Raw genomic sequence first — 26969 nt, 5'->3', positions numbered from 1 at the left:
GCACAGCGTACCTATAGGGTGCGCGCCCCGTGGTGCTGACCAAAGAAGGATTTCCTTATGCTGCGATCTGCCCGAAACCTTGCCCGAACGGCGCTTTTGTCGGCTAGCCTGCTGCCCGCCACCGCGATGGCGCAGACGAAGGATGGCGTGACAGACTTTGTGCTGGATAACGGCATGCAGGTCGTGGTCGTCGAAGATCACCGCGCGCCGGTTGTGCAGCATATGGTCTGGTACCGTGCCGGGTCCGCGGATGAACCGAAGGGATCGTCCGGCGTTGCGCACTTCCTCGAACACCTGCTCTTCAAGGCGACGGACAAGATGGAGGCGGGCGAGCTTTCGGCGACGGTTGCGGCCAACGGCGGGCGCGACAATGCCTTTACCAGCTACGATTACACCGCCTATTTCCAGCGGATCGCGGCGGACCGGCTTGAGCTGATGATGCAGATGGAAAGCGACCGGATGAAGAACATCCGTCTGACGCAAGAAAACATCGCGACGGAGCGCGATGTGATCATCGAAGAACGCAACCAGCGTACCGAAAACAATCCCCAGGCGCTGTTCGGTGAGCAGTTGAGTGCGGCACAGTATCTCAACCACCGCTACGGCGTTCCGATCATCGGCTGGATGCATGAGATGGAAGAACTCGATCTCGAGGATGCGCTGGGGTTCTATGACCTGTATTACTCACCCAACAACGCCATTCTGGTCGTGTCCGGCGATGTCGAGCCGGAAGAGGTGCGCACACTGGCCGAGAAGTACTATGGCGCGATCCCGGCGAACCCCGAGTTGCCAGAGCGTCTGCGCACCGAAGAGCCACGCCAGAACGCGGAGCGGCGCGTGATTTTCCGCGACGCGCGGGTGGCGCAGCCGTATATCACCCGCAGCTATCTGGTGCCCGAGCGTGACAGTGGCGCGCAGGAAACCGCCGCCGCGCTGACGATCCTCGCCGAGATACTGGGCGGCGGTACTACCTCCTATCTTGCGGACAAGCTGCAATTCGCCACGCAAGCCGCAACGTATACCTCGGCCTATTATTCGTCCGTATCGCTGGATGACACGACGTTTCGGATGATCGTCGTGCCCAGCGATGGCGTCTCTCTGGAAGAGGGGGAGGCGGCGCTGGATGCTGCGTTGACGGAATTTATGGAGGATGGTGTCGACCCCGAACAGCTTGAGCGGATCAAGCTGCAAATCCGGGCCTCCGAGATCTATGCACAGGACAACGTGGATGGAATTGCCAACCGCTACGGGCGCGCTTTGACGTCCGGCCTGACGGTAGAAGATGTGCAGGCCTGGCCCGAAACCCTTGATGCGGTAACAGCAGAAGACATCATGAACGCCGCCAAATTGCTGCGCCGCGAAGCGTCCGTCACGGGCTGGCTGGCGCGCCCCGAAGGAGAAACTCAATGATCCGCTTTATCCCTATTCTGGGCTTCGCCACCGCTCTCGGACTCGCCGGCGTCGCGCCCGCCCAAGCCGAAGTTGATATTCAGAGCGTGACCTCGCCCGGCGGGATCGAGGCATGGCTGGTCGAAGAACACTCCCTGCCGTTCGTCGCCATCGAAATTGCCTTCAAGGGGGGCACATCGCTGGATGCGGATGGCAAGCGCGGCGCGATCAATTTGATGTCCGGACTGCTTGAGGAAGGTGCAGGCGATCGCGATGCCCGGGAATTTGCCCGTGCCGCCGAGGCACTTGCCACGTCATTCGGGTTCTCGGCCGGGCCGGAGGAGTTGACCGTTTCGGCGCGGTTCCTGACCGAGAACTTCGACGAGTCCGTTGCTCTGCTGCGCGACGCGATCCAAAAGCCGCGTTTCGACGATGCGGATATTGAACGGGTGCGCGCACAGGTTCTGTCCGGTCTCGCCTTTGATTCTCAGGATCCCAACGAGATCGCAAGCAAAACCTTTGCGGAAATGGCTTACGGCAACCACCCCTATGGCACGCCCCAGGAAGGCACGCCCGAAAGCGTCGCCGCATTGACGCGCGACGATATCGTGGCCGCGCACCGCGACGTGCTCGTGCAGGATCGGGTTCTGATCGGGGCGGTTGGCGATATCACATCGGAACAGCTTGGCAGCCTGATCGACACCCTGCTGGGCGATTTGCCTGAGACCGGTGCCTCCATGCCGCCGCAGATCACGCCGACGATCGAGGGCGGTACGACGGTGGTGGACTTTGATACGCCTCAGTCCGTCGCTATGTTCGGGCAAACGGGGATATCGGTTGACGACGATGACTATTTTGCGGCCGTCGTGCTTAATCAGGTATTGGGCGGCGGTTCTTTCGAGAGCCGTTTGATGAACGAGGTGCGTGAAAAGCGCGGTCTGACCTACGGTGTCTATTCCTACCTCTACCCGCGGGATTTGGCGAACACGTATATGGGTTCGGTCAGTTCCGCCAACGACCGGATCGCGGAAGCGATTGCCGTGATCCGCGACGAATGGGCCAAGGCAGCAGAGAATGGCGTGACCCAGCAGGAGCTTGACGATGCCAAGACCTATCTGACGGGCGCGTACCCGCTGCGATTTGACGGTAACGGACCGATTGCCGGCATTCTTGTGGGGATGCAATCTATCGGGCTGGACCCCGATTATGTCAAGACACGCAACGAGCGCGTGGAGCGGGTGACGCTGGAGGATGTGACCCGCGTGGCGCAGTCCTTGCTTGCGCCGGATGATCTGCATTTCGTGGTGGTGGGCAAGCCCGAGGGCCTTGAAGACGGAACGACTGACTGATCCGCAAGAACAGGCGCAACTTTCGTTTGAAACGGCAGTTGCGCCAATCCGCGTCTTATTCTCCGTACGGTACCCAGATGTTCTTGACCTCGGTCGATGCCTGAAGAAAACGCTTGGCATCCAAGTCCTGCCAATTGATCGCCTTGCCATTCTGGACCCAGGTGCGCTTCAGATTTGACGCAGCACCTGCTTCGATGTCCCTGTCCAAATCCGGATCGGAAAAACTCCAGACCGCGTCAATGTCCATATGCCGCGCCATTGGGCTGGCTATATCGGCGTGCGGGCCTGTTAGGATATTGACGACACCGGCGGGCACGTCGGAGGTTTCCAGCACTTGCACAAAGTCGGTCGCCGACAACGGGAACGGCTCGCTCGCGGTGAGGATCACGCGGTTGCCCATCGCAATGGCGGGCGCCATGACACCCACCAGACCAAGCAGAGGCGCATCCTGTGCGCAAAGGGCACCAATCACGCCGACTGGCTCTTTCATCGCGAGGGCAACACCGCGGATCGGCACGCCGTGGACCTGCCCATCGTATTTGTCTGCCCACGCGGCGTAGGTGAATAGCGACTGCACCGCGATTTCGACCTCCTGTGCGCCGGTCTTGCCGCCCTGCATTGCGTTCAGCCGCTTGGTGAATTCATCCGCACGGGCGCTGAGATTCTCCGCGATGTAATACAGGATCTGCGCCCGCAGATGGCCGGTGGTCCTGCTCCAGGCCTTGGCCGCATGCGCCGCCTCGACCGCGTTGCGCAGATCCTTGCGATTGGCCTGTGACGCGTGGCCCAGCAGGGTGCCGTTCTTGGCCCAGACCGGCGCGGAATAGCCGCTGTCGGGGCGCGCCTGCTTGCCGCCGATATACAGTTTCGCGGTGCGGTCGATGCCGTCCGAGGGGCCACCATCGCCGGTCATGGCCGCAGTCGCATGCCACTTTTTGAAGACCGCATTCGGCTTGGTATAGGCGGCAAGACCTTCCCATCCGCCTTCACGCCCAAACCCGCTTTCGCGCACACCACCGAAACCTGCGGCGGCATCCATTAGGTTCGTACCATTGATCCAAACGATGCCAGCGGCCAGTTTCGGCGCGATATCGAGCGCGAGGTTCACGTTCTCGCTCCAGACGGTGGCGGCAAGGCCATAGCGCGAGTTATTGGCAATGCCCACCGCCTCTTCGGGCGTGCGGAAGGTTGTCGAGACAAGGACAGGGCCAAAAATCTCTTCCTGCATCAATGTATCGGCGGGGTTCAGGCCGGTGATCAGCGTCGGGGGGTAAAAGCTGCCTTCGTCAGGCAACGCGCCAGCGGCAACATGGGTATGACCGGCGGTGTTGGCGTCGACAAGTTGCGTGATCGCCTGCAACTGTGCGGGATCCACGATCGCGCCCACGTCGATGGATTTGTCCAGCGGGCTGCCGATGCGCAGCTTGTCCATGCGCGCGCGCAGCTTGGCATGAAATGCGTCCGCCACCGGTTCATGCACCAATAGACGCGATCCTGCGCAGCAGACCTGACCCTGATTGAACCAGATCGCATCGACCAATCCTTCGACGGCGGAATCCAGATCGGCATCGTCGAACACGATGTACGGGGATTTACCTCCCAGTTCCAGCGTTAGCGCCTTGCCGGTCCCGGCTGTCGCTTCGCGGATGCGGCGACCAACGGCGGTTGAGCCGGTGAAGGCAATCTTGTCTACGTCCGCGTTCACGATCATCTCGCCCACTGCGCCGTCGCCGGTGACGATGTTCACAACACCTTTCGGCACACCCGCCTGACGGCAGATGTCCGCGAACAGAAGCGCCGTCAGCGACGTGTACTCGGCTGGTTTCAGGACCACGGTATTGCCCATCGCCAGCGCGGGCGCGACTTTCCATGCCAGCATCAGCAGGGGGAAGTTCCACGGAATGATCTGTCCGCAGACCCCAAGGGCCGCCGCATCGGGCAGTTCGCTGGCCATCAGTTGCGCCATGCCTGCGTGGAAATAGAAATGCCGCTGCGCCAGCGGCACGTCAATATCCCGCGCCTCGCGGATCGGTTTGCCGTTGTCGAGACATTCCAGCACGGCGAAAAGCCGACTGTGTTTCTGCAAAAGACGTGCGAGCGCGTAGAGGACACGCGCCCGTGCCGCACCGCCGGATTTCTCCCACTTCGGCTGGGCGCGGCGGGCAGCGGTGACGGCGGTATCTACATCGTCTTGACTGGCCTGACTCAGATGCGCCAACACTTCGCCTGTCGCCGGGTTGCGGCTTTCGAAAACATCGCTGGGGGCGGTCATCGCACCGTCTATGAAATGACCGAACCGCCCGCCTTGATCGACGATCCATGCCAGCGCCTCTGCGGCGGATTCGGGTGCGGGTCCATAGTCCATGGTGTCAAAAATCTCGGATACGGTCATTAAGAAAGGCCTTTGATCGGAGCAATTTAGCTTGCGGCGTGGCGGTAACCGGCGGAGTAGTTGCCGCTGACGTGGTGTTCCAGTTGCCGTTCGATGTCATTGAGCAGTGAGGACGCGCCGAAGCGGAACAGATCGGGCTGCAACCAGCGGTCGCCCAGCTCTTCCTTGATGAGCGCAAGATAGGTGATCGCGTCCTTGGCTTTCGAGATGCCGCCCGCAGGCTTGTAGCCTATACGAAAGCCTGTACGCTCGTGATAATCGCGGATTGCACGTATCATTACCAGACTGACGGGAAGCGTCGCATTCACGCTTTCCTTGCCGGTCGAGGTCTTGATGAAATCGGCCCCCGCCATCATGCACACCAGCGAGGCACGCGCGACGTTGCGCAGGCTGCCCAACTCTCCGGTGGCAAGGATCGCCTTGACATGTGCATCCCCGCACGCCGCACGAAAGGCCTTCATCTCGGTATAAAGCGCGTCCCAGTCACCGCTCAACACATGGCGGCGCGAAATCACGATATCGATCTCCTGCGCGCCTGCGTCCACGCTCTGCTCGATCTCGGCGATACGCAGGGGCAGGGGTGAAAGACCTGCAGGAAATCCGGTGGACACGGCGGCCACGGGTATGCCGGTGCCATGCAGGGCTGCGACGGCGGGCGCGATCATCTCGTGATAGACACAGACGGCACCGGTGGTGATCGGATCCATGCCCAGCGCATCCAGCAAAGATGGCGCCACCGGCTGACGCGCTTTGGCGCACAGCCGCTCGACCCGCCGCGCGGTGTCGTCGCCCGACAAGGTCGTCAGGTCGATGCAGGTCACTGCCTTGAGCAGCCAAGCGGCCTGATGCGTCTTTTTGACGGACCGTCGTGCCGGCAGGCTGGCGGCGCGGCGTTCGATCGCCGAAGTATTCGCCTGCGCGCTCAGAACCCATTCAAGGTCAAGCGGCATACCGGCGTTGCGCGCCTCTGTCACTTGCGGAAGGTGGTGCGCCCGGGTTGCGGGCGCAGCGGTCGTTTCAACAGACATGGAATGGGTCGCTTTCTTTGTCGCCGGATCTCGCAAGGGTCGCATGGCCGACGCAGGCAATGCAAGAGATGCGCCACAACGTCACCCGCCCCGTCAACTGCCGCGATAGGTGCTGTAGCCAAACGCAGAGAGGAGCAGCGGCACGTGATAATGTGCATCCGGGTCCGAAATGCCGAAGCGGACAGGAATGTCGCCCAGAAAACGCGGTGACTCGGCGGGCGTACCTATGGCATCCAGATATGCCCCTGTGGCAAAGACCAACTCATAAACACCGGTGCGGAGGGTCGTGGGGGTCAGGATTTGCTTGTCTGTCCGGCCATCCGCATTGGTCGTCATCTCTGTCACCTTTGTGCGGGCGATGCCTTCGAGCCGAAAGAGCGTGATGTGCACCCCTTCGGCAGGGCACCCGCGTGCGGTATCGAGAACGTGAGTTGTTAGGTATCCGTCAGACATGGTGTTGCTCCTGTGATCCATCCCGCGACAGTGCGCACGCCGCACATCGTCGCCCGTGCCTGCACCGATCTCAACTGATTCGCTCAATTTTTGCAAAACGATTCGTTTTTGTTTTGACCTGCGAATCAGTCTGCGTCTATATCTGGGTCCAGATCCACGATTGGCCCGAATTTATGATGTTCGGCGGCTAAATCAATGGTCGACGTGATGGGGTGACTATGATTCGATTGACAGCGCACGGCACAGATCTTTCCAAACTTGCCGTATCCCGTCCTTCACCCACACAGCGCACCGATATTACGCTACAATCGTCCGAGCCGATCCAGATAGGCCAGCGGTTAGACTTACCCAGCTGATAATCAAAAACAACAGACGTCTCAGCGACGGTCGGACGAGCGGCGGGCCGGACAGCAATGTCCGGCCTGACTGTTTCCGGGTGACCGGAGCGCCTGAAAATAGCGGTGGATAAGACGCCGCACCGGCTTTCAAGATCCCCGGTCGCTATGCTAGGTATTGCGTCATGGCACAGAGCATCCCCAAGATAGGCGCCGCACAGCCGGTCATCCGTCAGCTCGATGAGACGGCGGTTAACCGGATCGCTGCCGGTGAGGTTGTCGAACGACCCGCATCCGCCGTCAAGGAACTGGTCGAAAACGCGATTGATGCGGGGGCTCAGCGCATCACGGTCGAGTATGCCGATGGCGGCAAGACATTGATCCGGGTCACGGACGACGGATGCGGCATCGCGGGCGATGATCTGCCGCTGGCTCTATCGCGACATGCCACGTCCAAGATTGACGGCTCCGACCTGTTGAACATCCATTCCTTCGGATTCCGAGGCGAAGCGTTGCCATCGTTGGGCGCGGTGGGGCGATTGACCATCACCAGCCGCGCGGCCGGCCATGACGGCGCAGAGATTTCGGTGACGGGGGGCCGCGCCGATCCAGTCAGACCCGCCGCTCTTTCTGCGGGCACGACGGTCACGTTGCGGGATCTGTTCTACGCCACGCCCGCACGTCTGAAATTCCTGCGCACCGACCGAGCCGAGGCACAGGCCATCGGCGATGTCATCAAGCGGCTTGCAATGGCAGAGCCTTTCGTCCGCTTCGTCCTGCGGGACGTTTCAGGCGATGGCGCGGGCCGAGAGGTGTTTCGCGCCGAAGCCGAGCAGGGTGAGCTTTTCAGTGCGCTCAGCGGGCGTTTGCGGCAGGTCCTCGGGCGCGATTTCTCTGAAAACGCGCTGCCTATCGACGCCGAGCGGGAGGGGCTTCACCTGACCGGGTTTGCCGCGCTTCCGACCTATTCGCGTGGATCGGCCGTCGCACAGTATCTTTTCGTCAACGGACGCCCGGTGAAGGACAAGATGCTGATCGGCGCCTTGCGGGGCGCGTATTTTGACTTTTTGAGCCGCGACAGGCACCCGGCGGCGGCCCTCTTCGTCGATTGCGATCCGACCCTCGTTGATGTGAACGTGCACCCCGCGAAATCCGAAGTCCGCTTTCGCGATCCCGGTGTCGTGCGGGGGTTGATCGTGTCCGCGCTGCGTCATGGTCTGGCCAACGCCGGTCACCGCGCGTCGACCACCGTGGCGGATGCCACCCTTGGCGCAATGCGCCCGGAGCCGCTGGGTGCCGCGCGGGTTTATCAGATGGATCGCCCCTCCGCCGGTGCGCGACAAGCCGCGTACCGGGCGCAAGAGCCCGGTTTCGCGGAAACGCGTGGGGTTTGGGGCCGCGTGGAGGCTGTGGCGCAAGCCCCGTCAGCCGATCAACGGGAGCCTGAGGATTATCCGCTGGGCACGGCACGGGGGCAGGTACACGAAAACTATATCATCGCGCAGACCGCCACCGGCATGGTCATTGTCGACCAGCACGCGGCGCACGAGCGTCTGGTCTACGAAAAGCTCAAAAAACAGATGGCAGAGAACGGGGTGCCTGCGCAATCGCTGCTCATCCCCGAGATCGTGCAACTGTCATCCGGTGATCGCGCCGCATTGCTGAGCGTTGCGGACGACCTCGCGCGGTTCGGGCTTACGGTCGAGCCGTTCGGCGGCGATGCGGTTGCCGTGCGCGAAACCCCCGCCATTCTAGGCGAGGTCAACGCCGAGGCGATGCTGCGCGATATTCTGGACGAACTTAAGGGGGAAGGCGAGAGCCTGTTGGTGCAGTCCCGCATCGAAGCGATCCTCAGCCGGGTGGCGTGCCATGGCTCGATCCGATCTGGTCGCCGGATGCGTGGCGAAGAGATGGATGCGTTGCTGCGCGAGATGGAGGCGACGCCGCATTCAGGTCAGTGCAACCACGGACGGCCCACGTATGTTGAGCTAAAGCTAAGCGACATCGAACGTCTTTTCGGGCGTACATGATCCAGATTGGGCCGTACCAGTTCGATCTGTCACAGCCTGTCGCGTTTGTCGGCGCAGCTGCGGTTCTGATCGTGCTGTTGATCCTGATCCTTTTGATCATCGTCTTGCGCACAGCGTCACGGTCCGCGCGTCTGGCTGAGCCACTGGCGCAACAGATGAACGCGCTCAGCGCCGGACAGGACCATCTGCGCGGCAATCTGCAGACCGTCTCCGATACGCAAGCCAACGCGCAGGCCCAGCTTGTGCACAGCATCGAGGCGCGGCTTAACACCGTCCAGCTTCAGATGCAGGAGCGGCTTGCCGACAATGCCGCGAAATCAGCGCGGGCGTTGGCGGAAATGCAAGAGCGGATGAACCAGACGCTGCACGGCTCTTCGCAGAAAACCACGACCAGCCTGACGCAACTGCAAGAGCGCCTCTCGGCCATCGACAAGGCACAGGACAATATCACCAAACTGTCGGGCGATGTGCTGTCGTTGCAGGATATATTGAGCAACAAGCAGACCCGCGGCGCCTTTGGTGAGATCCAGCTGCACGACATTGTATCGAAGGCACTGCCAAGCGACAGCTATGCAATGCAGCAGACCTTGTCGAACGGGCGTCGGGCAGACTGCCTGATCCATTTGCCCGATCCACCCGGCCCGATCGTGATCGACAGTAAATTCCCCCTTGAGGCCTACGAGGCGCTGCGCCGGGCGAAGACGGATTGGGAACTTAAATCGGCAACCGCAAACATGCGGACATCGGTGCGCAAACACATCCGCGATATCTCGGAGAAATACATCCTGGAGGGAGAAACCGCCGATGGCGCGCTGATGTTTCTGCCATCCGAAGCGGTCTATGCCGAATTGCACGCCAACTTTCCTGAACTTGTGCGCGAAGGGTTCGACGCGCGGGTCTGGATCGTGTCGCCGACCACCTGCATGGCCACGCTGAACACCATGCGCGCCATTCTGAAAGACGCGCGGATGCGGGCGCAGGCCGGTGAGATCCGCAAAACGCTGAAGATGCTTCACCGCGATGTGGAACTGGTAGTTAACCGTGTTGGAAAGCTCGATACGCATTTCCGTCAGGCACGCGAAGATCTCGATGGCATCGGAACAGCAGCGGAGCGGGCGGGCAAACGCGCGGCGCGGCTCGACAATTTCGATTTCGAGGAACTCGAAAAAGACGAAACGCAGCCAGTGTTGCCGCTCGACCCGGTAAAAGGGCACGGCGCCTAAGCTGGCTTGCGGTTCAGATGCGGATGATTTTTTGCCAGATCCGTGCGAGGACACCGTCGAATTGCAAAGGTGCATCGGTCACTGCCAGACAGATGCAGTCCGCGCCAATGTCCGCGATGGGCGTGTGGTGCACATCGCTGTCGGCAATCTCGACGTCGCCGCGCGCGAAATACGCGTCCTCGTCCCGGAACGCGCCGTCCAGCACCATCGTCATCTCGGTACCGTGGTGTCCGTGATCCGGCATCGCCGCCCCGGCAGGAATAGATAAGAGCCGCGCCGTGGCAGTCCCGGATGTCTTCAAGATCGCCTGTTTGACCCCCATGCCGATCGGCCGCCAGCGCACGGCATCCAGATTACCGCCGATATAGTCTTGCAACGGCGCAGGAATGATCCCGGCTGGCTTCGCCCGCAGCGGCCGCGCCTGCATATCAGGCAAATGGGCGATCACGCTTTGCAGACTGCCTGCGTCCATCTGCGCGCAAGGCGCGTCGTCCAGTGTGACGGCAGCGCCAAGGACGTCGAACGCGCCGGCAGCCGCACGACAGACATCGCAAAGAGACAGATGCGTCGCAACCATCAGGTCGAACGCCTCAGGAAGCGTGCCGGCGGCATAGGCCAAGAGCGTGGCATCGTCGAGATGATGGGAAATAGAGGCGGGGTTCATTCGGACACCTTCATGGCGTGGCGCAACCGCTCCAGACCGAGTCGGATGCGCGATTTGATAGTTCCCAAGGGCAAGCCCGTCGCGGCTGCAATTTCAGCCTGTGTCTGGTCGGCGAAATACGCTTTTTCAATGAGACTGCGCTGGGCGGCGGGCAGGGTGGCTATCGCCTCGGCGAGTTGCGCGGCCTCCTGCTGGGTTTCCAGTATTTCGGACTGTTCCGGCTCCGGTTCGGGACCCCATGCCAATTCTTCGGGTTCGGGCCTGCGACTGCGGCGCACCAGGTCGATGCGACGGTTGCGTGCGATCGTGAATATCCATGTTGCGACCGATGCGCGGGCGGGATCGAATTGTGCGGCCTTGCGCCACAGCGTGGTCATCACGTCCTGCGCACACTCCTCGGCCATTGTGGCATCAGCACCCGATTTGATCAGGTAGCCTTTGATGCGCGGTGCAAAATGTTCGAACAGGCGCGCGAAAGCTTGGGTATCGTGCAAATCCCGGATAAGGTGCATCTCTTCAACCCAAGGGGCGCTTGCATGTCTGTTATCTTCGGGTTCGTTCACGCGCCGATGCCTTGATAGAGGTCCTTTTTCCGCCAATACGCTACACGCCATCAGCCATGGGCCAGCTGGCGTTTTTTGTGGTGGGGTCTGGATATAAGCTATCATGCTCTAGATACGCAACAAGCCCCGCAACGGATCAAAAATTTATCTGAAACTCATTTGCATCCATATCCGTACCTGACCCGTATAGCTTTTAACAATTGAAACGAAGACAGGACCGATACCGCATATGCCATTTGAAGCGCCCGTTGGGGCAGAAATTTCTCCGCGACCGAACGCCCGCCGTATCGCGGTTGTGGGCGCGGGTATATCGGGGATGGGTGCTGCGCACATGCTCGGACGCGACAACCTTGTTACCCTGTTCGAAAGCGGGCCGCGCATCGGTGGTCATGCGCGAACGGTTATCGCCGGCAAGAACGCGGATCAGCCTGTCGACACCGGTTTCATCGTTTTCAATTATGCGAACTATCCGCATCTCGCGGCGCTGTTCGATGCGCTGGATGTGCCTGTTGTAAAGTCCAATATGAGCTTCGGCGCTTCCATTGACGGCGGACGGCTTGAATACGCCCTGACCAGCTTTAACGCCATGTTTGCACAGCGTCGCAACCTGATGAACCCGCGCTTTGTCGCCATGCTGCGAGACATCGTCCGGTTCAATGCCAACGCGGTCGAAATCGCCAGGGACAGGAACCTGACGCTGCGAGGCTTTCTGGAAAAACTGGGCAGCGGTGATTATTTTCGCGACTACTATCTTCTGCCTCTTTCTGGGGCAATCTGGTCAACTCCGACCGAGAAGATCATGGATTTTCCGGCCCATGCACTGATCCGGTTTTTTGAAAACCACGCGTTGCTGAACTACTCGGGCCAACATCAGTGGTATACCGTCGAGGGCGGATCGGTGTCCTACGTGAACCGACTTGAAGCAGCGATGAAGGCTAGCGGGGTCGATATTCGACTGAATGCGGGTGTAGAACGGGTGAGGCGTATTATTGGCGGCGTAGAGATCAAGACGACGGGTGCGGAATGGGAACATTTCGACGAAGTGATCTTTGCTACCCACTCCGACGATACGCTATCGATGTTGCACGATCCGTCAGAGCAGGAAACAGACGCGCTCGGTGCCATCGCATATCAGCCGAACGACATCGTCCTTCATGCCGACACGTCGATCATGCCGACCCGTCGCGCAACATGGGCGTCGTGGGTTTATACGGAGGATCGCAACGCACAGTCCGACCGGATCGATCTGACGTACTGGATGAATTCGCTTCAGCCTATTCCGATGGACGATCCACACTTTGTGACCCTGAACACCAAACGAACCATTCGTGACGAGCTGATCTATGATCAGGTCACTCTGCGCCACCCTGTGTACGATCTGGCGGCGTTGGATGCGCAAAGCCGGATCAGGCAATTCAACGGCGATCGGCACACATGGTTTTGCGGGGCGTGGATGCGTCACGGTTTCCATGAAGATGGACTGTCAAGTGCGGTCGACGTGGTACGTGCCTTGCAGACGATGCCAGCGCGGGCTGTCGCGGCTGAATGAGACCGTTCGTTGATCATATCGTCGGTCAGACCTATCACGGTCGCAAGGGAGAGATTGAGAACGCCTTTCGCTACTCCGTGGATTATCTGCTGCTGGACGCCGAGGCGGAGGTAAAGACGCCTTTGCTATTTACCCGAAACGGGCGCGGTATAACGGCGCTTCGGGATCGGGATCACGGTGGCGCACCCGGACATGGAACCGGTGCCGCATGGGCGCGTGACGTGCTGACGCACTATCAGGTCACGGACGTGGCGCGGATCGAGCTTTTGTCTCAGCCGCGTGTTTTCGGTCATGTTTTCAATCCGGTCAGCTTCTGGCTGGCACGGCATGGTGATGGCGCGCTTGTCGCCGTAATCGCCGAAGTGACGAATACCTTTGGCGACCGCCACAGCTATTTGTGCCATCACTCCGACGGACGTCCCATCGTGCCGAGCGATCAGTTGCATGCGACGAAGGTGATGCATGTTTCTCCGTTCCAACCGGTGGCGGGTAATTATACATTCCGTTTCGACATCAGGGACGACCGGGTCGGGATCTGGATCGATTACGGGCGGGAAAATGGTGGGCTGATCGCAACGCTGACCGGCAAACGGAAACCTTTGACAAATGCCAGTATCTTGCACAGCCTGCTGCGTCGACCCTTTGGCGCGCGCCGGGTTCTGGCCCTTATTCACTGGCAGGCGCTCAAGTTATGGTTCAAGGGCGCGCGTTTCCGTGCGCAACCGGCTCCCCCCGAAAACGAAGTCACCGAAGGGTGAGTGGCCCCGCGCCGGAACGGCTGGCGGCCTACGGGTTGTTCGCGGCCCTCTTGGCGAGTGCCGGTCTTCCGATCTACATCCATGCCCCGAAATTCTACGTCGATGAATACGGCGTTTCGCTTACGGCGCTGGGTGCGGCACTATTCGGCTTGCGATTGCTTGACGTGATACAGGATCCGCTGCTGGGACGGCTGTCGGAGCGGTTGCGCAATCATCGCGGATTGGCAGTGACGATCGGGTGTCTGGTCATAGCGGTTGCTATGGTCGGGCTGTTTGCGATTGAACCGCACTTTACGCCGGTGATCTGGTTTACGATAACACTGACGTTGGTTTTTTCATCGTTCAGCTTTCTGACCATTTGTTTTTATGCCCAAGGTGTTGCAAAGGCAGACGCAATACCCGGAAAGGGACACCTGCGCCTTGCGCGGTGGCGCGAGACCGGTGCGTTGCTTGGCGTATGCGTGGCGGCGGTTGCCCCTGTTGTGCTGGGCGCTGTCATGGACGCGCCTTTTGCGGGATTTGCGGTGGGATTTGCAGTTCTCAGCGGGGCTGCTGTCGTTGCGATGCGACGCGAGTGGGTGCGGGCCGACGTACCCGACGGTACCGGTTTCGGGACGGTCCTGGGCGACAGCGTGGCGCGCCGGCTGTTGCTGATCGCGTTGCTGAACGCGGCCCCTGTCGCGGTAAGCTCGACGCTGTTCCTTTTCTATGTCGAGAGCGCTCTGGACGCGCCGGGGTTCGAAGGGCCATTATTGTTGGTGTTTTTCCTGTCCGCGGCTGCCGCGGCACCGATCTGGGGCATGATCGCGGAACGATTTGGAGTACGGCACGTTTTGCTCGGAGCCATGGTTCTGGCCATCGGTGCATTTGGCGGGGCGTTTTTCCTCGGCTCCGGGGATCTGTGGCCTTTTGCATTGATCTGCGTCGGATCGGGTGCCGCGATGGGAGCGGACCTGACACTGCTGCCTGCGCTGTTTGCGGCGCGGATGGCAACGATCTCGCCATCTGCCGCTGAAGGGTTCGGGCTTTGGTCTTTCGTTTCGAAGTTCACGCTGGCTCTCGCCGCGGTCATCTTGCTTCCCGCGCTCGAACTGGCGGGGTTTGCAGGGGGTGCTGGCAGTGAGAACCCGGAAGAAGCGATTGATTTATTGAAGCTGATGTACGCAGGTGTGCCCTGTGTTCTCAAACTCGTTGCCATATATCTGCTGTGGCGCACACCGATGAAGGAGGAAACTTCATGAGCGAAGCGCTGGTCTTTTTTCTGTTCGGAGGTCTGTGCGTCAGTCTGTTGGTGTTTCTCCGACGTAGATTTGCCGGATTTGCCGGGCAACGTGCGAGCGACTACGCCGATTTTCACCCTGAATTCGATATGCAGACCTGCCTTGATGGCGCAATGCAATGCGATGGTGTCATTTTCGGGCCGTTCGGGCGGATGACGAGTTCGTTCGAAGCGGATTTCGATGTGAACTGGGAAGGGAATACCGGAACGATAGACGCGTACTTTCGCTACAACGATGGATCATCGCAGAAACGACGATGGACGATCCGTCTTGACGGGAAGGGCGGATTTGACGCACTGGCCGATGATGTTCCTGGCAAAGGGCGTGGGAACATTTCCGGCTGCTCAGTGATATTCCGCTATTTGATCGACCTGCCTCCCGAAGCGGGGGGACATCGACTGAGCGCGCTTGATTGTATGTATCTGGCACCTAACGATACAGTGGTGAACCGGAGTCAGTTTCGAAAGTTTGGTTTCAAGGTGGCCGAACTGGTCGCCACGATAAAGAAGAAGGAGACGGCATGACGGATTGGCGAGGCAAGCGATATTGGTTGGTTGGGGCGAGCGACGGATTGGGCGAAGCATTGGCGGGAGTTCTCAGTCGCGCCGGCGCGGAAGTGATCCTGTCCTCCCGCTCGGAAGACAAGCTTCGGGCCGTCGCGGACGGCCTGCCCGGCAAAACCAGCATCGTGACACTGGATGTGTCAGACAATGACAGCGTCATTGCGGCGGCCGAAGCGGTCGGCGATATTGACGGAATTGTGCATCTGGCCGGTGTCTACTGGCCCTTTGGGGCCGAGCAATGGGACGCCGAACAGGCCAACGCCATCGCGGATATCAACTTCACCGGTCTAATTCGGGTAATGGGTCAAGTCGTGCCGAAAATGGTGAGCAAGGATAAAGGACATATCGTTATCACTTCCAGTTTGACTGCATTTCGCGGTCTTCCCGGATCGGTCGGCTATACCGCATCAAAGGCAGGGACAATGTCATTGGCGGAATGCATGTACGCGGATCTGCGCAAGACGGGTGTGAAGGTACAAGTTATCAACCCCGGCTTTATCAAGACGCAGTTGACCGACAAGAACGATTTCAAAATGCCCTTCCTTATGGAGCCTGAAGAGGCCGCGCGCGAGGTCTTCGAGCATATGAATACGGACAAGTTCAAGAGGAGCTTTCCGTGGGCGTTCTCGCTCGTGTTCCGCCTCAGCCAGTTCTTGCCCGACAGCCTCTATTTCCGTTTGTTCAGCTGATCCGGGTCTGAAAAGCCTGATCCGAACGCGCCGCCCCTTTGGGGGCGGCATTCGATATTTTTGCAAGTCCGCGGAGCGACCGGACGCGGTCCGCACGCAGGTGGATGCTCCGCGTGGCACGGGTCACCCTAAAGCAGACCTGCGTCACGTGCGGCCTTGACGCTGTCGCGTGCAGCCATACGGTCAAGAAAGCCGTTGATCTTTGGGTACTTCGTTACGCTGACCCCGTCCCCTTCAAGCCAGTTGCACACGATGTACAGATAGGCGTCCGCGATGCTGAATGCTTCACCGGCCACATAATCTCCGCTCAGGCAATGGTCTTCGACGAAGGCAGCGCAGGCGTCCATCGTCTGCGGCACCTTTGCGGTCATGTCGTCGAAGCTGGACTGGTTGTCCGCCCAGCGGCTGCCCCGCATTTTGTGGGCATGGGCGACGTGCATCGTTGATGCTAGATAGTACATCACGCCCCGCATTCGTGCTGCCGCTGCCGGGTCTTCCGGTACCAGCCGAGCAGCGGGCGCAATATCGGCGATGTATTCCAGAAGTGCACCGGTCTCGGTGAGGACGGTACCATCGTCAAGTTCCAACGCCGGTACCCGTCCCTTGGGATTGATCTGCAGATAGGGATCACGGGTCTGCTCGGCGCTGGCGAAATCGACGCGGACAAGACGGTGCTCGATGCCAGCCTCGTGCAGGGCGAGTGCGACAGCAACCGAGATCGTTCCTTTGGTGCAATAAAGCTGCATGTGTATCCTTTCTAGATATGGGTTTTGGACGCCAGTCGGTCCGCCGCATCGAGATGCGGAGTGGCATTGAACAGAACGGGTGACAGATGCCCGCCAATCGGGAAAAGCTGATGCATGGAAGTGTGGACAATCGCCAGCGCCATTCGCGCGATGGTCAACAGATCGAGCCGCATCTGCTGGCCCATCACATGTGCGATCAGCCCCCCGGAGGTGACCACGAGTGCCGGTCCGTCGCCCGATGCGATTTCGGCGAGAGCGTCGCGGATACGGGTCTGAAACTGCACGAATGTTTCGGGTGGATTTTCGATGCGGTCGGCCTGCCAGTATTCGAAGACCTGCGGCAGATGCCGGATGAACCCGTCTTGCCCCACCGGAAAGGGCACTGCGTGTTGTTCCTCCATCATGCGGGCCATTGTGAAATATTCCAGTTCATTGAGGCGCGGGTCGCGCACGGGAACGATGCCTGTATCCATGCCTTGCGCCGTCTCGACATGCCGCCGCAACGTTCCCGTGAACAGCCGCGGATGATGCGCACCGCTGTCCTTGAGATGTGTGCCCAACCAGCGTGCCTGTGCGTGGCCAAGATCGCTCAGCCTGTCATAGCCTACCTCGTCCTTTGCGGTTGAATTTGCCTGACCGTGGCGGATGAGGGTGATGGTGGACATGGTCGCTCCGGGTGTTGGGGTGCTCAAGTGATAGGAGAGGGTCTGCAGGAGGGAAAGGGGGTATCATCGGAAACAGGCCTCGCCGGGGTGGCGTAAATGTGAGGCTTGGCGTCGCGATCAGCCCTTTCGTTTCGGGAGTGGGCCGCTAAACCTAGGAAGGCGCTCAGGAGGATATCATGACGGACAAGGTGACATTTACGCTCGACGGTGCAACGGTCGAAGCGGAAGCGGGCATGACCATCTGGGAAATCGCGAACGGGCGTGACCTGACGCTTCCGCATCTGTGTCACAAGCCGGCGCCTGGGTATCGTCCGGATGGCAACTGCCGCGCCTGCATGGTTGAAATCGAGGGTGAGCGGACGCTGGCCGCCTCGTGCATCCGCGAGCCGTCCGAGGGGATGACTGTGACGACCAACAACGCGCGCGCTGTCGCCGCGCGCAAAATGGTTGTGGAGTTGCTGTTAGCGGATCACCCTGATCAGGCGCAGGCCCACGATAGATCCAGCCACATGTGGGACATGGCGGCGCAGAACGGCGTGAGCGAAAGCCGCTTTCCCAAGCTCGAAGAGGGCCGGGTCCCGCTGCTGGATGACAGCCACGTCGCGATGAGCGTGAATCTCGACGCCTGTATCCAGTGCGGACTGTGCGTGCGCGCCTGCCGCGAAGTGCAGGTGAACGACGTCATCGGGATGTCCGGGCGCGGCCACGACACCTACCCGACGTTCGACATGGCCGATCCGATGGGCGCCTCCACTTGCGTCGCGTGCGGCGAGTGCGTTCAGGCCTGTCCCACCGGTGCATTGATGCCATCGACAGTTGTGGACGAGAACCAAGTGGGCGACAGCGCGGACTTCGACCGCGAAGTCGAAAGCATCTGTCCTTTCTGTGGCGTAGGATGCCAGATCTCTCTCAAGATCAAAGACGACAAGATCAAATACGTCGACGGAATAAACGGCCCCGCCAATGAAGGGCGTCTGTGCGTCAAGGGGCGCTTTGGATTCGACTATATCCACCACGACCACCGACTGACCAAGCCATTGATCCGCCGCGACGATGCGCCTGCCAAGGGGTTGAACGTCGATCCCGGCAACTATTTGGACGTGTTCCGCGAAGCGACCTGGGACGAGGCGCTGGACGTTGCGGCGAAGGGATTGAGCCATATCGGCGGCAAGGGCATCGCCGGTTTCGGTTCTGCCAAATGCACCAATGAAGAAGCCTATCTGTTCCAGAAGATGATCCGGCAGGGATTTGGCCACAACAACGTCGATCACTGTACCCGACTGTGCCATGCATCCTCGGTATCGGCATTGATCGAAAATGTGGGATCGGGCGCCGTCACCGCGACGTTCAACGAGATTGAGAACGCCGATGTGGCGATCGTGATCGGCGCGAACCCGATCGAGAACCATCCTGTCGCGGCAACCTATTTCAAACAGTTCACCAAGCGCGGCGGCAAGCTGATCGTGATGGATCCGCGCGGCCAGGCGCTCAAACGCTTTGCCTACCAGATGCTGCAGTTCCGCCCCGGCACGGACGTGTCCATGCTGAACGCGATCATGCATGTCATTGTCAAGGAAGAGCTGTACGACAAACAGTACATCGAGGCGTGGACCGAAAACTGGGAGGCGGAGAAGGCGCACCTTGAGGATTTCACGCCCGAGCGGATGTCCGAGATTTGCGGGATCGACGCGGAGACGTTGCGCGATGTGGCACGCATCTTTGCGGGTGCCAATGCGGCGATGATCTTCTGGGGCATGGGCATCAGCCAGCACATCCACGGCACAGACAATTCGCGCTGCCTGATCAGCCTTGCGCTGATGACCGGCCATGTGGGGCGACCGGGCACGGGGCTGCATCCGCTGCGCGGCCAGAACAACGTACAGGGCGCGTCGGATGCAGGGCTGGTTCCGATGTTCTTACCGGATTACCAATCGGTGACGGACGACGGCGTGAGATCTGCGTTTACGGACGTCTGGCAAAGCGAGGATTTCAGCAATGAACGCGGCCTGACCGTGACCGAGATTCTCGATGCGGTCCACGCAGACAGCATCAAGGGGATGTATATCCTAGGCGAGAACCCCGCCATGTCGGATCCCGACGTCGACCACGCGCGCGACGCGCTGGCCAAGCTTGAGCATCTCGTGGTGCAGGACATTTTCCTGACAGAGACGGCGAATTTTGCCGATGTGATCCTGCCCGCGTCGGCCTTTGCCGAGAAATCCGGCACGGTCACAAACACCAACCGGCAGGTGCAGATGGGACGCCCTGCCGTGCTCCCGCCGGGTGACGCAAAAGAGGACTGGTGGATCGAAACCGAATTGGCCAAACGGTTGGGGCTCGACTGGTCCTACACCGACCCGTCCGAGATTTTTGCAGAGATGAAGCTCAACATGCGCTCGCTCAACAACATCACCTGGGAACGGCTGGAGAGCCAGAACGCCGTGACCTATCCATCGCTGTCACCCGAAGACCCCGGCCAGTCCATCGTGTTCGCCGACGGCTTCCCGCGGTCGGGCGGCCGTGCGCGGTTCACGCCGGCAAGCATCATCGCGCCGGATGATACGCCCGATGCGGAGTACCCGATGATCCTGACCACGGGCCGGCAGTTGGAGCATTGGCACACCGGCACCATGACCCGGCGGTCTTCGGTGCTGGATGCGGTGGAGCCGGAAGCGAACTGTTCGCTGCATCCGTCGACGCTGCGCAAGCTGGGCGTCGAGCCGGGCGGGATGATTCGGCTGACGACCAAGCGCGGCAGCATCGAGATCATGGCCCGAATGGACCGAGCGGTGTCACCCGATATGGTGTTCCTGCCCTTCGCCTACGTCGAAGCGGCGGCAAACATACTGACCAACCCCGCAATTGATCCTTACGGCAAGATCCCCGAGTTCAAGTTCTCTGCCGTGCGCGCCGAAGCCGTTGAAGAGACTGTCGCGGCGCAATAGGGTACGACACTTTAGCGACAGTCGAAGACCGGAGAGCCTGTATGAACATCGACCCGGCGCGTTTTCTAAAAGACCTGCACACGCTGCGTGAATTCGGGGCGGCTGGTGTCGGCAAGGGCGTGGTGCGGCCTGCCTATTCGGGCGCGGACGTCGCGGCGCGCGCGTGGCTTGCGGACCGGATACGCGACGCGGGCCTGCGGGTTGAGATGGACGCGATGGGAAATCTGTTCGGTCTGGCGGACGCACCGTCGCTCCTGCTGGGATCGCACAGCGACAGCCAGCCCGAGGGGGGGTGGCTTGACGGGGCGCTGGGCGTCATCGCGGCGCTTGAAGTGGCGCGTGCGAGCCGCGCGGCGGGCGGGCCTGCGATTTCTGTCGTCTCATTTCAGGACGAGGAAGGCCGGTTCGGCGTAACAACCGGCAGCGCCGTGTGGTCGGGACATCTGGATCAGGCCACTGCGGATACGCTGAGTGACCATACCGGCGCGAAACTCGGTGATGCGCGCGAGGCGATGGATGCGCTTGTCACGGGTTCCGTCGATCCGGCCCAATTCACAGGGTTCATCGAGCTTCACATCGAGCAGGGTCCTACCTTGGATACCAGCGGTGAACAGATCGGCGTCGTCAGCGACATCGTCGGCATCCGGGACATGAAAATCACCTTTGACGGGCAGCAGAACCACGCGGGCACCACGCCAATGCACCTGCGACGCGACGCGTTTCAGGCGGTATCGGCGTTCAACGCAAAGCTGGCGACGCGGTTTCGCAATGTGGTCACGCCAACGACCGTGTGGACCATCGGTCATCTCAGCCTGCATCCGAATGCCTCTTCCATCGTGCCGGGGCGCGCGGTTTTTTCGATGCAGTGGCGCGATGGCGATGCGGATCGGTTGGCACGGATGGAGACGATCATCCGGGAGTTGGCAGAAGAAATGGCGCAGGCGCGTAGCATGTCGGTGCATTTCGGGCAGATGCTGGGGCTGGAACCGGTGCAGATGGACACGCGGCTGCGCACGGCCCTTGAGCAGGGCGCACAATCGGTAGCACCCGACAATTGGCGGCTGATGCCGTCGGGTGCTTTGCACGATGCAACCAATGTCTCGCGATTGATGCCGGTTGCGATGTTGTTCGTTCCCTCCATCGGAGGGATCAGCCATGCGTTCGAGGAAGACACCGATGAGGCCGATCTGGTCGCGGGCGTGCAGGTTCTGGCAAGGGCGGTTTCAGCCCTTTAGCGACGCGCGGACATAGCCGCGCTTCTGAGCGTTGTCGCGTGCCTTGTCTGCGGCCACGGACGCATCGCGCCAGTTGCCGAAATGCTGCATGACACTGCGCGGACGGCCCCCCGGCACCCCCCATTCGCGGAGCACGCTGATGTCCGAAAAAAGCGTCATGGCGATTTCCACGCGGTAAAACAGCGCGCGGTTATCGAGGCTTTTCCGGTAGAGGAGACAGTCGAGCATGGTGCGATTCTGACGCGTATTCCATCCTGCTGCAAGCGCCGTATCACCCATGCGCGCATTTCGTCAGCCCCAGCTGACGTCGCCCAGAAAGATATATCCCGCGCCATAGATCGTCTTGATCAACTGAGGGTTTTTCGGATCTTCACGCAGTTTGGTGCGCAGGCGGCTGATGCGCACATCCATCGCGCGGTCAAAGCTCTCGGAAGCAGTAGCACCCAAGGATTCCTGCATTTGCGCGCGGCTGATCAGGCGTTTGGGCGCTTCCAAAAACAAGCGCAAAACCTCACTTTCGGCATGGCTGAAAGGGGTTTGCGCCCCGGACTCGTCTTCAAGCATGTAGCGGTCGAAGTGCGCTGTCCACCCGTTGAACCGCGCGGTCATCCCTGATTGTATCGCCGGGCGCGCTCCGCGCAGACGGGCGCGGATCCGCGCGACCACTTCTGCGGGATCGAAGGGTTTGATGATGTAATCATCCGCACCCAGTTCAAGTCCGGTCACGCGGTCCTGTACCTGTGCACGTCCAGAAATGATGATGACAACCGCGCCTTTTTCAAGGGCAAGCCGGTGCACCAGCGTCAGCCCGTCCGTGTCGGGCAACGAAAGATCGACAAGGCAGACATCGGGTGTGCGCTGCGCCAGCGCGATTTCAAAGGATGCGGCTCGACCAAAGCTTTGCGTGTCATACCCCGCTTCTTGCAGGACATCTGATAAAAGACTGCGGATTTCCGGCTCATCGTCGAGGATGAAGATCAAAGGCTTGCTCATTGCGCGGCGACCTCGCGGCCCGTGATCAGACAGCCAAGATCGTCACGGGTAAACGGCTTGCGCAGGACCGGTGCGATCTTCTGCGCGTCGAGAAAAAGGGCTGCGTCCGTCGGCAGCGATGTCATCAGGACGACCGGAGGTGCACCTGCGCCCAACCGGCGGATCAGGTCGATGCCGGTCGCGGCCCCCTCAAGCTGGATATCCGACAGGATCAACCCGATATCGGGCAGATCCGCAAGCAGGGCGGTCGCCTCGTCGGCGCTTGCGGCCTCGATCACGGATTGCCCGAGTTCCATCAACATATCCCGAACCACCGCACGCAGATCGTCGCGGTCTTCGACCAGCAACGTCAGGCCGGTGCTTGCCGGAACTGCCGCGCGGTAGGGCAGCCGCAAGGTGACAAGCGCGCCCGCAGCGGTGTTGCTCAGCTGCAGATCGCCACCGGACATCTTGGTCATGTCGTAGACCATGGGCAGACCAAGACCGGAGCCCTCTGCCCCTTTGGTCGTGAAAAACGGATCGAGTCCGTAGGTCAGGGCATCGGCCGAAAAACCGGGCCCTGTATCGTTGACCTGCCATTCGATCCAGGTGTCGTGAACCCGGCGTGCATGCAGTGTTATCGTACCCGACGTTCCCATCGCGTCGCGGGCATTCAGGACCAGATTGAGCAGACTGTCCTGTACGATGCCGCGATCCAGAAGAACGGGGCCGATCCCGGCTTCGACCGAAAGCGCGAGGGTCATCGCGGGCGGCAGGGCCGGTTCCGCCAGCGTGACTTGATCGCGCATCAGCTCATCCAGATCAGTCGCGATGGGCCGCAGTGTCCGTGGTCCCGTCATTTGCGCGATGCTTTCAAGCAGCGTTCCGCCGCGCCGGGCGGCCGAGAGGGTTCCGTCGATCAGGGGGACCGCCTCACGTGGTAAATCCGGAAGCCGTCCGAGGCGCGATTGCATCCCAAGAATGATCGTCAGGAGGTTCGAGAAATCATGCGCTAGGCCTGAAACGGTCTGAGCGGCAAGCGCGCGGCGACGGGTTTGCTGCAGGGCGGCGCGCGTCTGGGTCTCTTCGGTAATGTCCATTGTCAGGATGTAGATCCCGCCCTGAAGGTCCGGCGTAAAGGCTGCACGGATGCGGCGGGCACTGGCGTCTTCGGAAAACTCCTGCACGCTCGCGGTACCGGCGAAGGCGCATGCGAGCGCCTGCGAAATCTTGTCGTGAATGGCAGCGCCCAGTACGTCGCGGATGTGCAGCCCCAGAATATCGGAGGGACGCCCGGGGATGATCGCGGTGAGGCGCTGGTTCGAATATGTATAATAGCCGTTCGCATCAACATGGGCGATGTGCGCAGGCATCATTTCGGTGGTAAGGCGGGCGCGGGCTTCGGACGCTGTCAACTGCCGTTTGGTTTCTTCCAGCGTGGTGATCATCGCGGCAAGCTTCCGGTTTGTCCGGCTCAGCTGTTCGGTATGTGCCACCAATTGCTCGCTCAGCGCGCCTGCATGCGCGTGCAACAGAGCTTCCTGCGCTTTGGTAGCGGAAATATCCGTGTAGACAGTCACCCAGCCGCCATCGGGAAGGGGCGATCCCTCGACGCTGATGGTGCGTCCGTTCGCACGCGTCCGCTCCATGTAATGCGGCTCGAACGCGCGGGCCTGCTGCAAGCGTTCATCGAGAAAGGCCTGCGGACTTTCTACGTGACCGTATTCGCCCGACTGTACCAGATGCATGATCGTATCGCTGAACGCGGCCCCCGGCGTGACAAGAGCATCCGGCAGATGAAACATCGTTTGAAAGGGAGCGTTGCTCAGCACAAGCCGCAGATTGCTGTCATAGATCGACAATGCCTGCGCAATCAGGTTGAGCCCTGCAATCGTCATCGATTTCGTGTAGTCTTCACTGCGTTCCATGCGGGCCAGTTTGCACCTCTAACGTAGGCTACGAAAGACGCAATTGCAGGTGTTACAATTCGTTAGATTTGAGAAATCTTTGAGACAAAGTTGACGTCGAGTATGTTGTGACCATTGATGACGTCGCGTATGTTGTAGCCATTCTAAGGCGAAGATTGAATCGCGCTAAGCGATCAGACCACCGCAACAGGTGGAAACCGGGAGGACCAAATTTGGCCAATATCGAAGCCTCTGGGGGGCAGCCCGCGTCTGTGCCCGCTTTGTTGCGTCGCAATGCGAAGATGTTTGCAGATGCACCTGCCTACCGGGAAAAAGAATACGGTATCTGGCAAAGCTGGACGTGGCGGCAAACCCTGGAGGAAATCGAGGCGCTGGCGCTGGGATATCTCGAGCTGGGGCTGAACGAAGGCGACTTTGTCGCCGTCATTGGACGGAACCGTCCGGCGCTGTACTGGGCGATGATGGCCGCCGACATGTGTGGCGCGGTTCCGGTGCCGCTCTATCAGGACGCCAACGCCGAAGAGATGGCCTATGTGATGAATCACTGCGGCGCGCGTTTTGCCGTGGTTGGCGACCAGGAACAGGTGGACAAGATCCTCGAAGTGCAGGAACAGCTGCCACAGTTCGAGCGGATGGTCTATCTTGATCCGCGCGGCCTGCGCAAATATGATCACGGCGCCTTGCACCAGTACAGCGATGTCCAGGACATGGGCCGCAAGTCCCGTGACCGTCATATCAAGACGATCGAGGCGGTCGAGGCAAAGCTGGATTACGACAGCACCTGCATCATGCTGTACACCTCCGGCACGACCGGCAGGCCCAAGGGCGTGGTCCTGAGCAATCGTAATATTATCGAAACGGCCAAATCCTCGTCCGAGTTCGACAATCTGAAACAGACCGACGATATCCTGGCCTATCTCCCGATGGCTTGGGTAGGTGATTTCATCTTCTCGGTGGGGCAAGCTCTGTGGGTAGGTTTCTGTACGAATTGTCCCGAAAGCGCCGAAACACTTAATGTCGATCTGCGCGAGATCGGTCCGACCTACTATTTCGCGCCGCCGCGTGTTTTCGAGATGCAGCTTACCAACGTGATGATCCGCATGGAAGACGCGAGCCGGTTCAAGAAGAAACTGTTCGACTATTTCATGGCCCACGCGCGTCGGGTCGGCCCGGCGATACTAGACGGCAAGAAAGTCAGTTTCGCGGATCGGATGAAATACCACCTTGGCGAGCTTTTCATCTATGGTCCGTTGAAAAACACGTTGGGCCTGAGCCGTGTCCGGGTTGGGTATACAGCGGGCGAGGCGATCGGGCCGGAGATTTTTGATTTCTACCGATCGCTGGGAATAAATCTAAAACAACTTTACGGTCAGACCGAAGCGACGGTTTTCATCACCGCGCAACCCGACGGCGAGGTACGTTCGGACACGGTTGGCGTGACCTGCCCGGGGGTGGAGTTGAAGATCGCTGAGAATGGCGAGGTTTTCTACCGCTCGCCGGGGGTTTTCGTCGAATACTACAAGAACCCTGAAAGTACGGCTGACACGAAAGACGCCGAAGGCTGGGTTGCGACCGGGGATGCTGGGTTCATCGAGGACGGTTCCGGGCATTTGCGGATTATCGACCGTGCCAAGGACGTGGGACAAATGGCCGACGGATCACTGTTTGCGCCGAAATACGTCGAAAACAAGTTGAAGTTTTTTCCGAACATTCTGGAAGCCGTCGTATTCGGAAACGGACGCGACGAGTGCACGGCCATTATCAACATCGATCTGACGGCTGTGGGCAATTGGGCCGAACGCAACAATATTGGTTACGCGTCCTATCAGGAACTGGCGAGGCATCCGCAGGTGATGCAGGCGATACAGGAACATGTAGAAGCTGTGAACGCAAGCGTAGCAGAAGATGAGATGTTGTCTGGCTGTCAGGTCCACCGCTTTGTCGTGCTGCACAAGGAGTTGGATGCGGATGACGGTGAGCTGACTCGTACCCGCAAGGTGCGTCGCAAGATCATCGGCGAGAAATACGACGATATTATCACGGCACTTTACGATGGCTCCAAGACAGTAAGCACGGAGACGGAAGTCACTTACGAGGACGGTAGAACGGGCTCGATCAGGGCAACCTTGGAAGTGCGTTCGGCCAACGTGCTGCCCGTCGCGACAAAGAAGCTGGCGGCGGAATGACGGTGCGACGCGCGCGTTCCGCGACGC

22 protein-coding genes are annotated in these 26969 nt (G+C 60.1%); 12 read left to right on the top strand and 10 right to left on the bottom strand.

The genetic code is table 11. From position 1 onward, the window contains the following. Nucleotides 1-57 precede the first annotated feature (57 nt). Both Q1A06_RS09560 and Q1A06_RS09555 read left to right on the top strand, forming a co-directional pair. A complete protein-coding gene (locus Q1A06_RS09560) occupies nucleotides 58-1410 on the top strand; it encodes a pitrilysin family protein (protein ID WP_299562223.1) in 1353 nt (450 codons plus the stop codon). Then, nucleotides 1407-2738, top strand: coding sequence for a pitrilysin family protein (locus Q1A06_RS09555; RefSeq protein ID WP_299562220.1), 1332 nt, complete (start codon nucleotides 1407-1409; stop codon nucleotides 2736-2738). Before Q1A06_RS09560 ends, Q1A06_RS09555 begins: the two co-directional genes overlap by 4 nt. A 55-nt stretch (nucleotides 2739-2793) precedes the next feature. Here Q1A06_RS09555 and Q1A06_RS09550 read toward each other — a convergent pair whose 3' ends face one another. The 3 genes from Q1A06_RS09550 to uraH all read right to left on the bottom strand — a co-directional run bounded on the left by Q1A06_RS09550 (nucleotide 2794) and on the right by uraH (nucleotide 6611). Continuing rightward, nucleotides 2794-5130, bottom strand: coding sequence for an aldehyde dehydrogenase family protein (locus tag Q1A06_RS09550; protein WP_299562217.1), 2337 nt, complete (start codon nucleotides 5128-5130; stop codon nucleotides 2794-2796). 26 nt (nucleotides 5131-5156) lie between these two features. Beyond that, the gene (gene deoC, locus Q1A06_RS09545; RefSeq protein ID WP_299562214.1) at nucleotides 5157-6158 is read right to left on the bottom strand and encodes a deoxyribose-phosphate aldolase; all 1002 of its coding nucleotides are present in this window, start codon (nucleotides 6156-6158) and stop codon (nucleotides 5157-5159) included. A 93-nt stretch (nucleotides 6159-6251) separates the two neighbouring features. Next, nucleotides 6252-6611 carry a hydroxyisourate hydrolase gene (uraH, locus tag Q1A06_RS09540; protein WP_299562211.1) on the bottom strand — a complete coding sequence of 120 codons (360 nt, stop codon included), beginning with the start codon at nucleotides 6609-6611 and terminating at the stop codon, nucleotides 6252-6254. A gap of 520 nt (nucleotides 6612-7131) precedes the next feature. Between uraH and mutL the strand changes: the two genes are divergently transcribed. Then, nucleotides 7132-8976, top strand: coding sequence for a DNA mismatch repair endonuclease MutL (gene mutL / locus Q1A06_RS09535; RefSeq protein ID WP_299562208.1), 1845 nt, complete (start codon nucleotides 7132-7134; stop codon nucleotides 8974-8976). Then, nucleotides 8973-10199, top strand: coding sequence for a DNA recombination protein RmuC (gene rmuC / locus Q1A06_RS09530; protein WP_299562205.1), 1227 nt, complete (start codon nucleotides 8973-8975; stop codon nucleotides 10197-10199). The genes mutL and rmuC overlap by 4 nt, the downstream gene beginning before the upstream one ends. 13 nt (nucleotides 10200-10212) lie before the next feature. Here the strand turns inward: rmuC and Q1A06_RS09525 are convergent, their stop codons facing one another. Then, complete coding sequence (locus Q1A06_RS09525) at nucleotides 10213-10863, bottom strand: ChrR family anti-sigma-E factor (RefSeq protein ID WP_299562202.1); 651 nt, start codon at nucleotides 10861-10863, stop codon at nucleotides 10213-10215. After that, a complete protein-coding gene (locus Q1A06_RS09520; RefSeq protein WP_299563265.1) occupies nucleotides 10860-11375 on the bottom strand; it encodes a sigma-70 family RNA polymerase sigma factor in 516 nt (171 codons plus the stop codon). Before Q1A06_RS09520 ends, Q1A06_RS09525 begins: the two co-directional genes overlap by 4 nt. A 280-nt stretch (nucleotides 11376-11655) precedes the next feature. Between Q1A06_RS09520 and Q1A06_RS09515 the strand changes: the two genes are divergently transcribed. The 5 genes from Q1A06_RS09515 to Q1A06_RS09495 are packed head-to-tail and all read left to right on the top strand — an operon-like array spanning nucleotide 11656 to nucleotide 16265. Next, a complete protein-coding gene (locus Q1A06_RS09515) occupies nucleotides 11656-12975 on the top strand; it encodes an FAD-dependent oxidoreductase (RefSeq protein ID WP_299562200.1) in 1320 nt (439 codons plus the stop codon). Further along, a complete protein-coding gene (locus Q1A06_RS09510) occupies nucleotides 12972-13733 on the top strand; it encodes a DUF1365 domain-containing protein (protein ID WP_299562198.1) in 762 nt (253 codons plus the stop codon). The genes Q1A06_RS09515 and Q1A06_RS09510 overlap by 4 nt, the downstream gene beginning before the upstream one ends. After that, a complete protein-coding gene (locus Q1A06_RS09505; RefSeq protein WP_299562196.1) occupies nucleotides 13730-14974 on the top strand; it encodes an MFS transporter in 1245 nt (414 codons plus the stop codon). Before Q1A06_RS09510 ends, Q1A06_RS09505 begins: the two co-directional genes overlap by 4 nt. Further along, complete coding sequence (locus Q1A06_RS09500; protein ID WP_299562194.1) at nucleotides 14971-15537, top strand: DUF3833 family protein; 567 nt, start codon at nucleotides 14971-14973, stop codon at nucleotides 15535-15537. Before Q1A06_RS09505 ends, Q1A06_RS09500 begins: the two co-directional genes overlap by 4 nt. Then, complete coding sequence (locus Q1A06_RS09495; RefSeq protein WP_299562192.1) at nucleotides 15534-16265, top strand: SDR family NAD(P)-dependent oxidoreductase; 732 nt, start codon at nucleotides 15534-15536, stop codon at nucleotides 16263-16265. The genes Q1A06_RS09500 and Q1A06_RS09495 overlap by 4 nt, the downstream gene beginning before the upstream one ends. A 128-nt stretch (nucleotides 16266-16393) precedes the next feature. Here the strand turns inward: Q1A06_RS09495 and Q1A06_RS09490 are convergent, their stop codons facing one another. Both Q1A06_RS09490 and Q1A06_RS09485 read right to left on the bottom strand, forming a co-directional pair. Continuing rightward, a complete protein-coding gene (locus Q1A06_RS09490; RefSeq protein ID WP_299562190.1) occupies nucleotides 16394-17011 on the bottom strand; it encodes a glutathione S-transferase family protein in 618 nt (205 codons plus the stop codon). An 11-nt stretch (nucleotides 17012-17022) separates the two neighbouring features. Continuing rightward, entirely contained in the window at nucleotides 17023-17676 is a 654-nt protein-coding gene (locus Q1A06_RS09485) for a histidine phosphatase family protein (protein ID WP_299562188.1), read from the bottom strand. A 176-nt stretch (nucleotides 17677-17852) separates the two neighbouring features. On the opposite strand from Q1A06_RS09485, the gene fdhF reads away from it, so the two are divergent. Beyond that, the gene (gene fdhF, locus Q1A06_RS09480; RefSeq protein WP_299562186.1) at nucleotides 17853-20621 is read left to right on the top strand and encodes a formate dehydrogenase subunit alpha; all 2769 of its coding nucleotides are present in this window, start codon (nucleotides 17853-17855) and stop codon (nucleotides 20619-20621) included. A 41-nt stretch (nucleotides 20622-20662) separates the two neighbouring features. After that, complete coding sequence (locus Q1A06_RS09475; RefSeq protein WP_299562184.1) at nucleotides 20663-21856, top strand: Zn-dependent hydrolase; 1194 nt, start codon at nucleotides 20663-20665, stop codon at nucleotides 21854-21856. Here Q1A06_RS09475 and Q1A06_RS09470 read toward each other — a convergent pair. The 3 genes from Q1A06_RS09470 to Q1A06_RS09460 form a co-directional block, all read right to left on the bottom strand. Beyond that, nucleotides 21845-22084, bottom strand: coding sequence for a WGR domain-containing protein (locus tag Q1A06_RS09470; protein WP_299562182.1), 240 nt, complete (start codon nucleotides 22082-22084; stop codon nucleotides 21845-21847). The genes Q1A06_RS09475 and Q1A06_RS09470 overlap by 12 nt on opposite strands. Before the next feature lie 63 nt (nucleotides 22085-22147). After that, the gene (locus Q1A06_RS09465) at nucleotides 22148-22849 is read right to left on the bottom strand and encodes a response regulator transcription factor (protein ID WP_299562180.1); all 702 of its coding nucleotides are present in this window, start codon (nucleotides 22847-22849) and stop codon (nucleotides 22148-22150) included. Then, nucleotides 22846-24756: a PAS-domain containing protein gene (locus Q1A06_RS09460; RefSeq protein ID WP_299562178.1), complete on the bottom strand. Its 1911-nt coding sequence runs from the start codon at nucleotides 24754-24756 to the stop codon at nucleotides 22846-22848. Before Q1A06_RS09460 ends, Q1A06_RS09465 begins: the two co-directional genes overlap by 4 nt. 212 nt (nucleotides 24757-24968) lie before the next feature. Here Q1A06_RS09460 and Q1A06_RS09455 point away from each other — a divergent pair, with 212 nt between their 5' ends. After that, complete coding sequence (locus Q1A06_RS09455) at nucleotides 24969-26942, top strand: AMP-binding protein (protein WP_299562165.1); 1974 nt, start codon at nucleotides 24969-24971, stop codon at nucleotides 26940-26942. Nucleotides 26943-26969: the final 27 nt, after the last annotated feature.

The organism is uncultured Sulfitobacter sp., from assembly GCF_947497275.1.
In the GTDB taxonomy this organism is placed as follows: domain Bacteria; phylum Pseudomonadota; class Alphaproteobacteria; order Rhodobacterales; family Rhodobacteraceae; genus Sulfitobacter.
The sequence above is the reverse complement of the archived record's forward strand: the minus strand, read 5'-3'. Positions and strand labels throughout refer to the sequence as shown.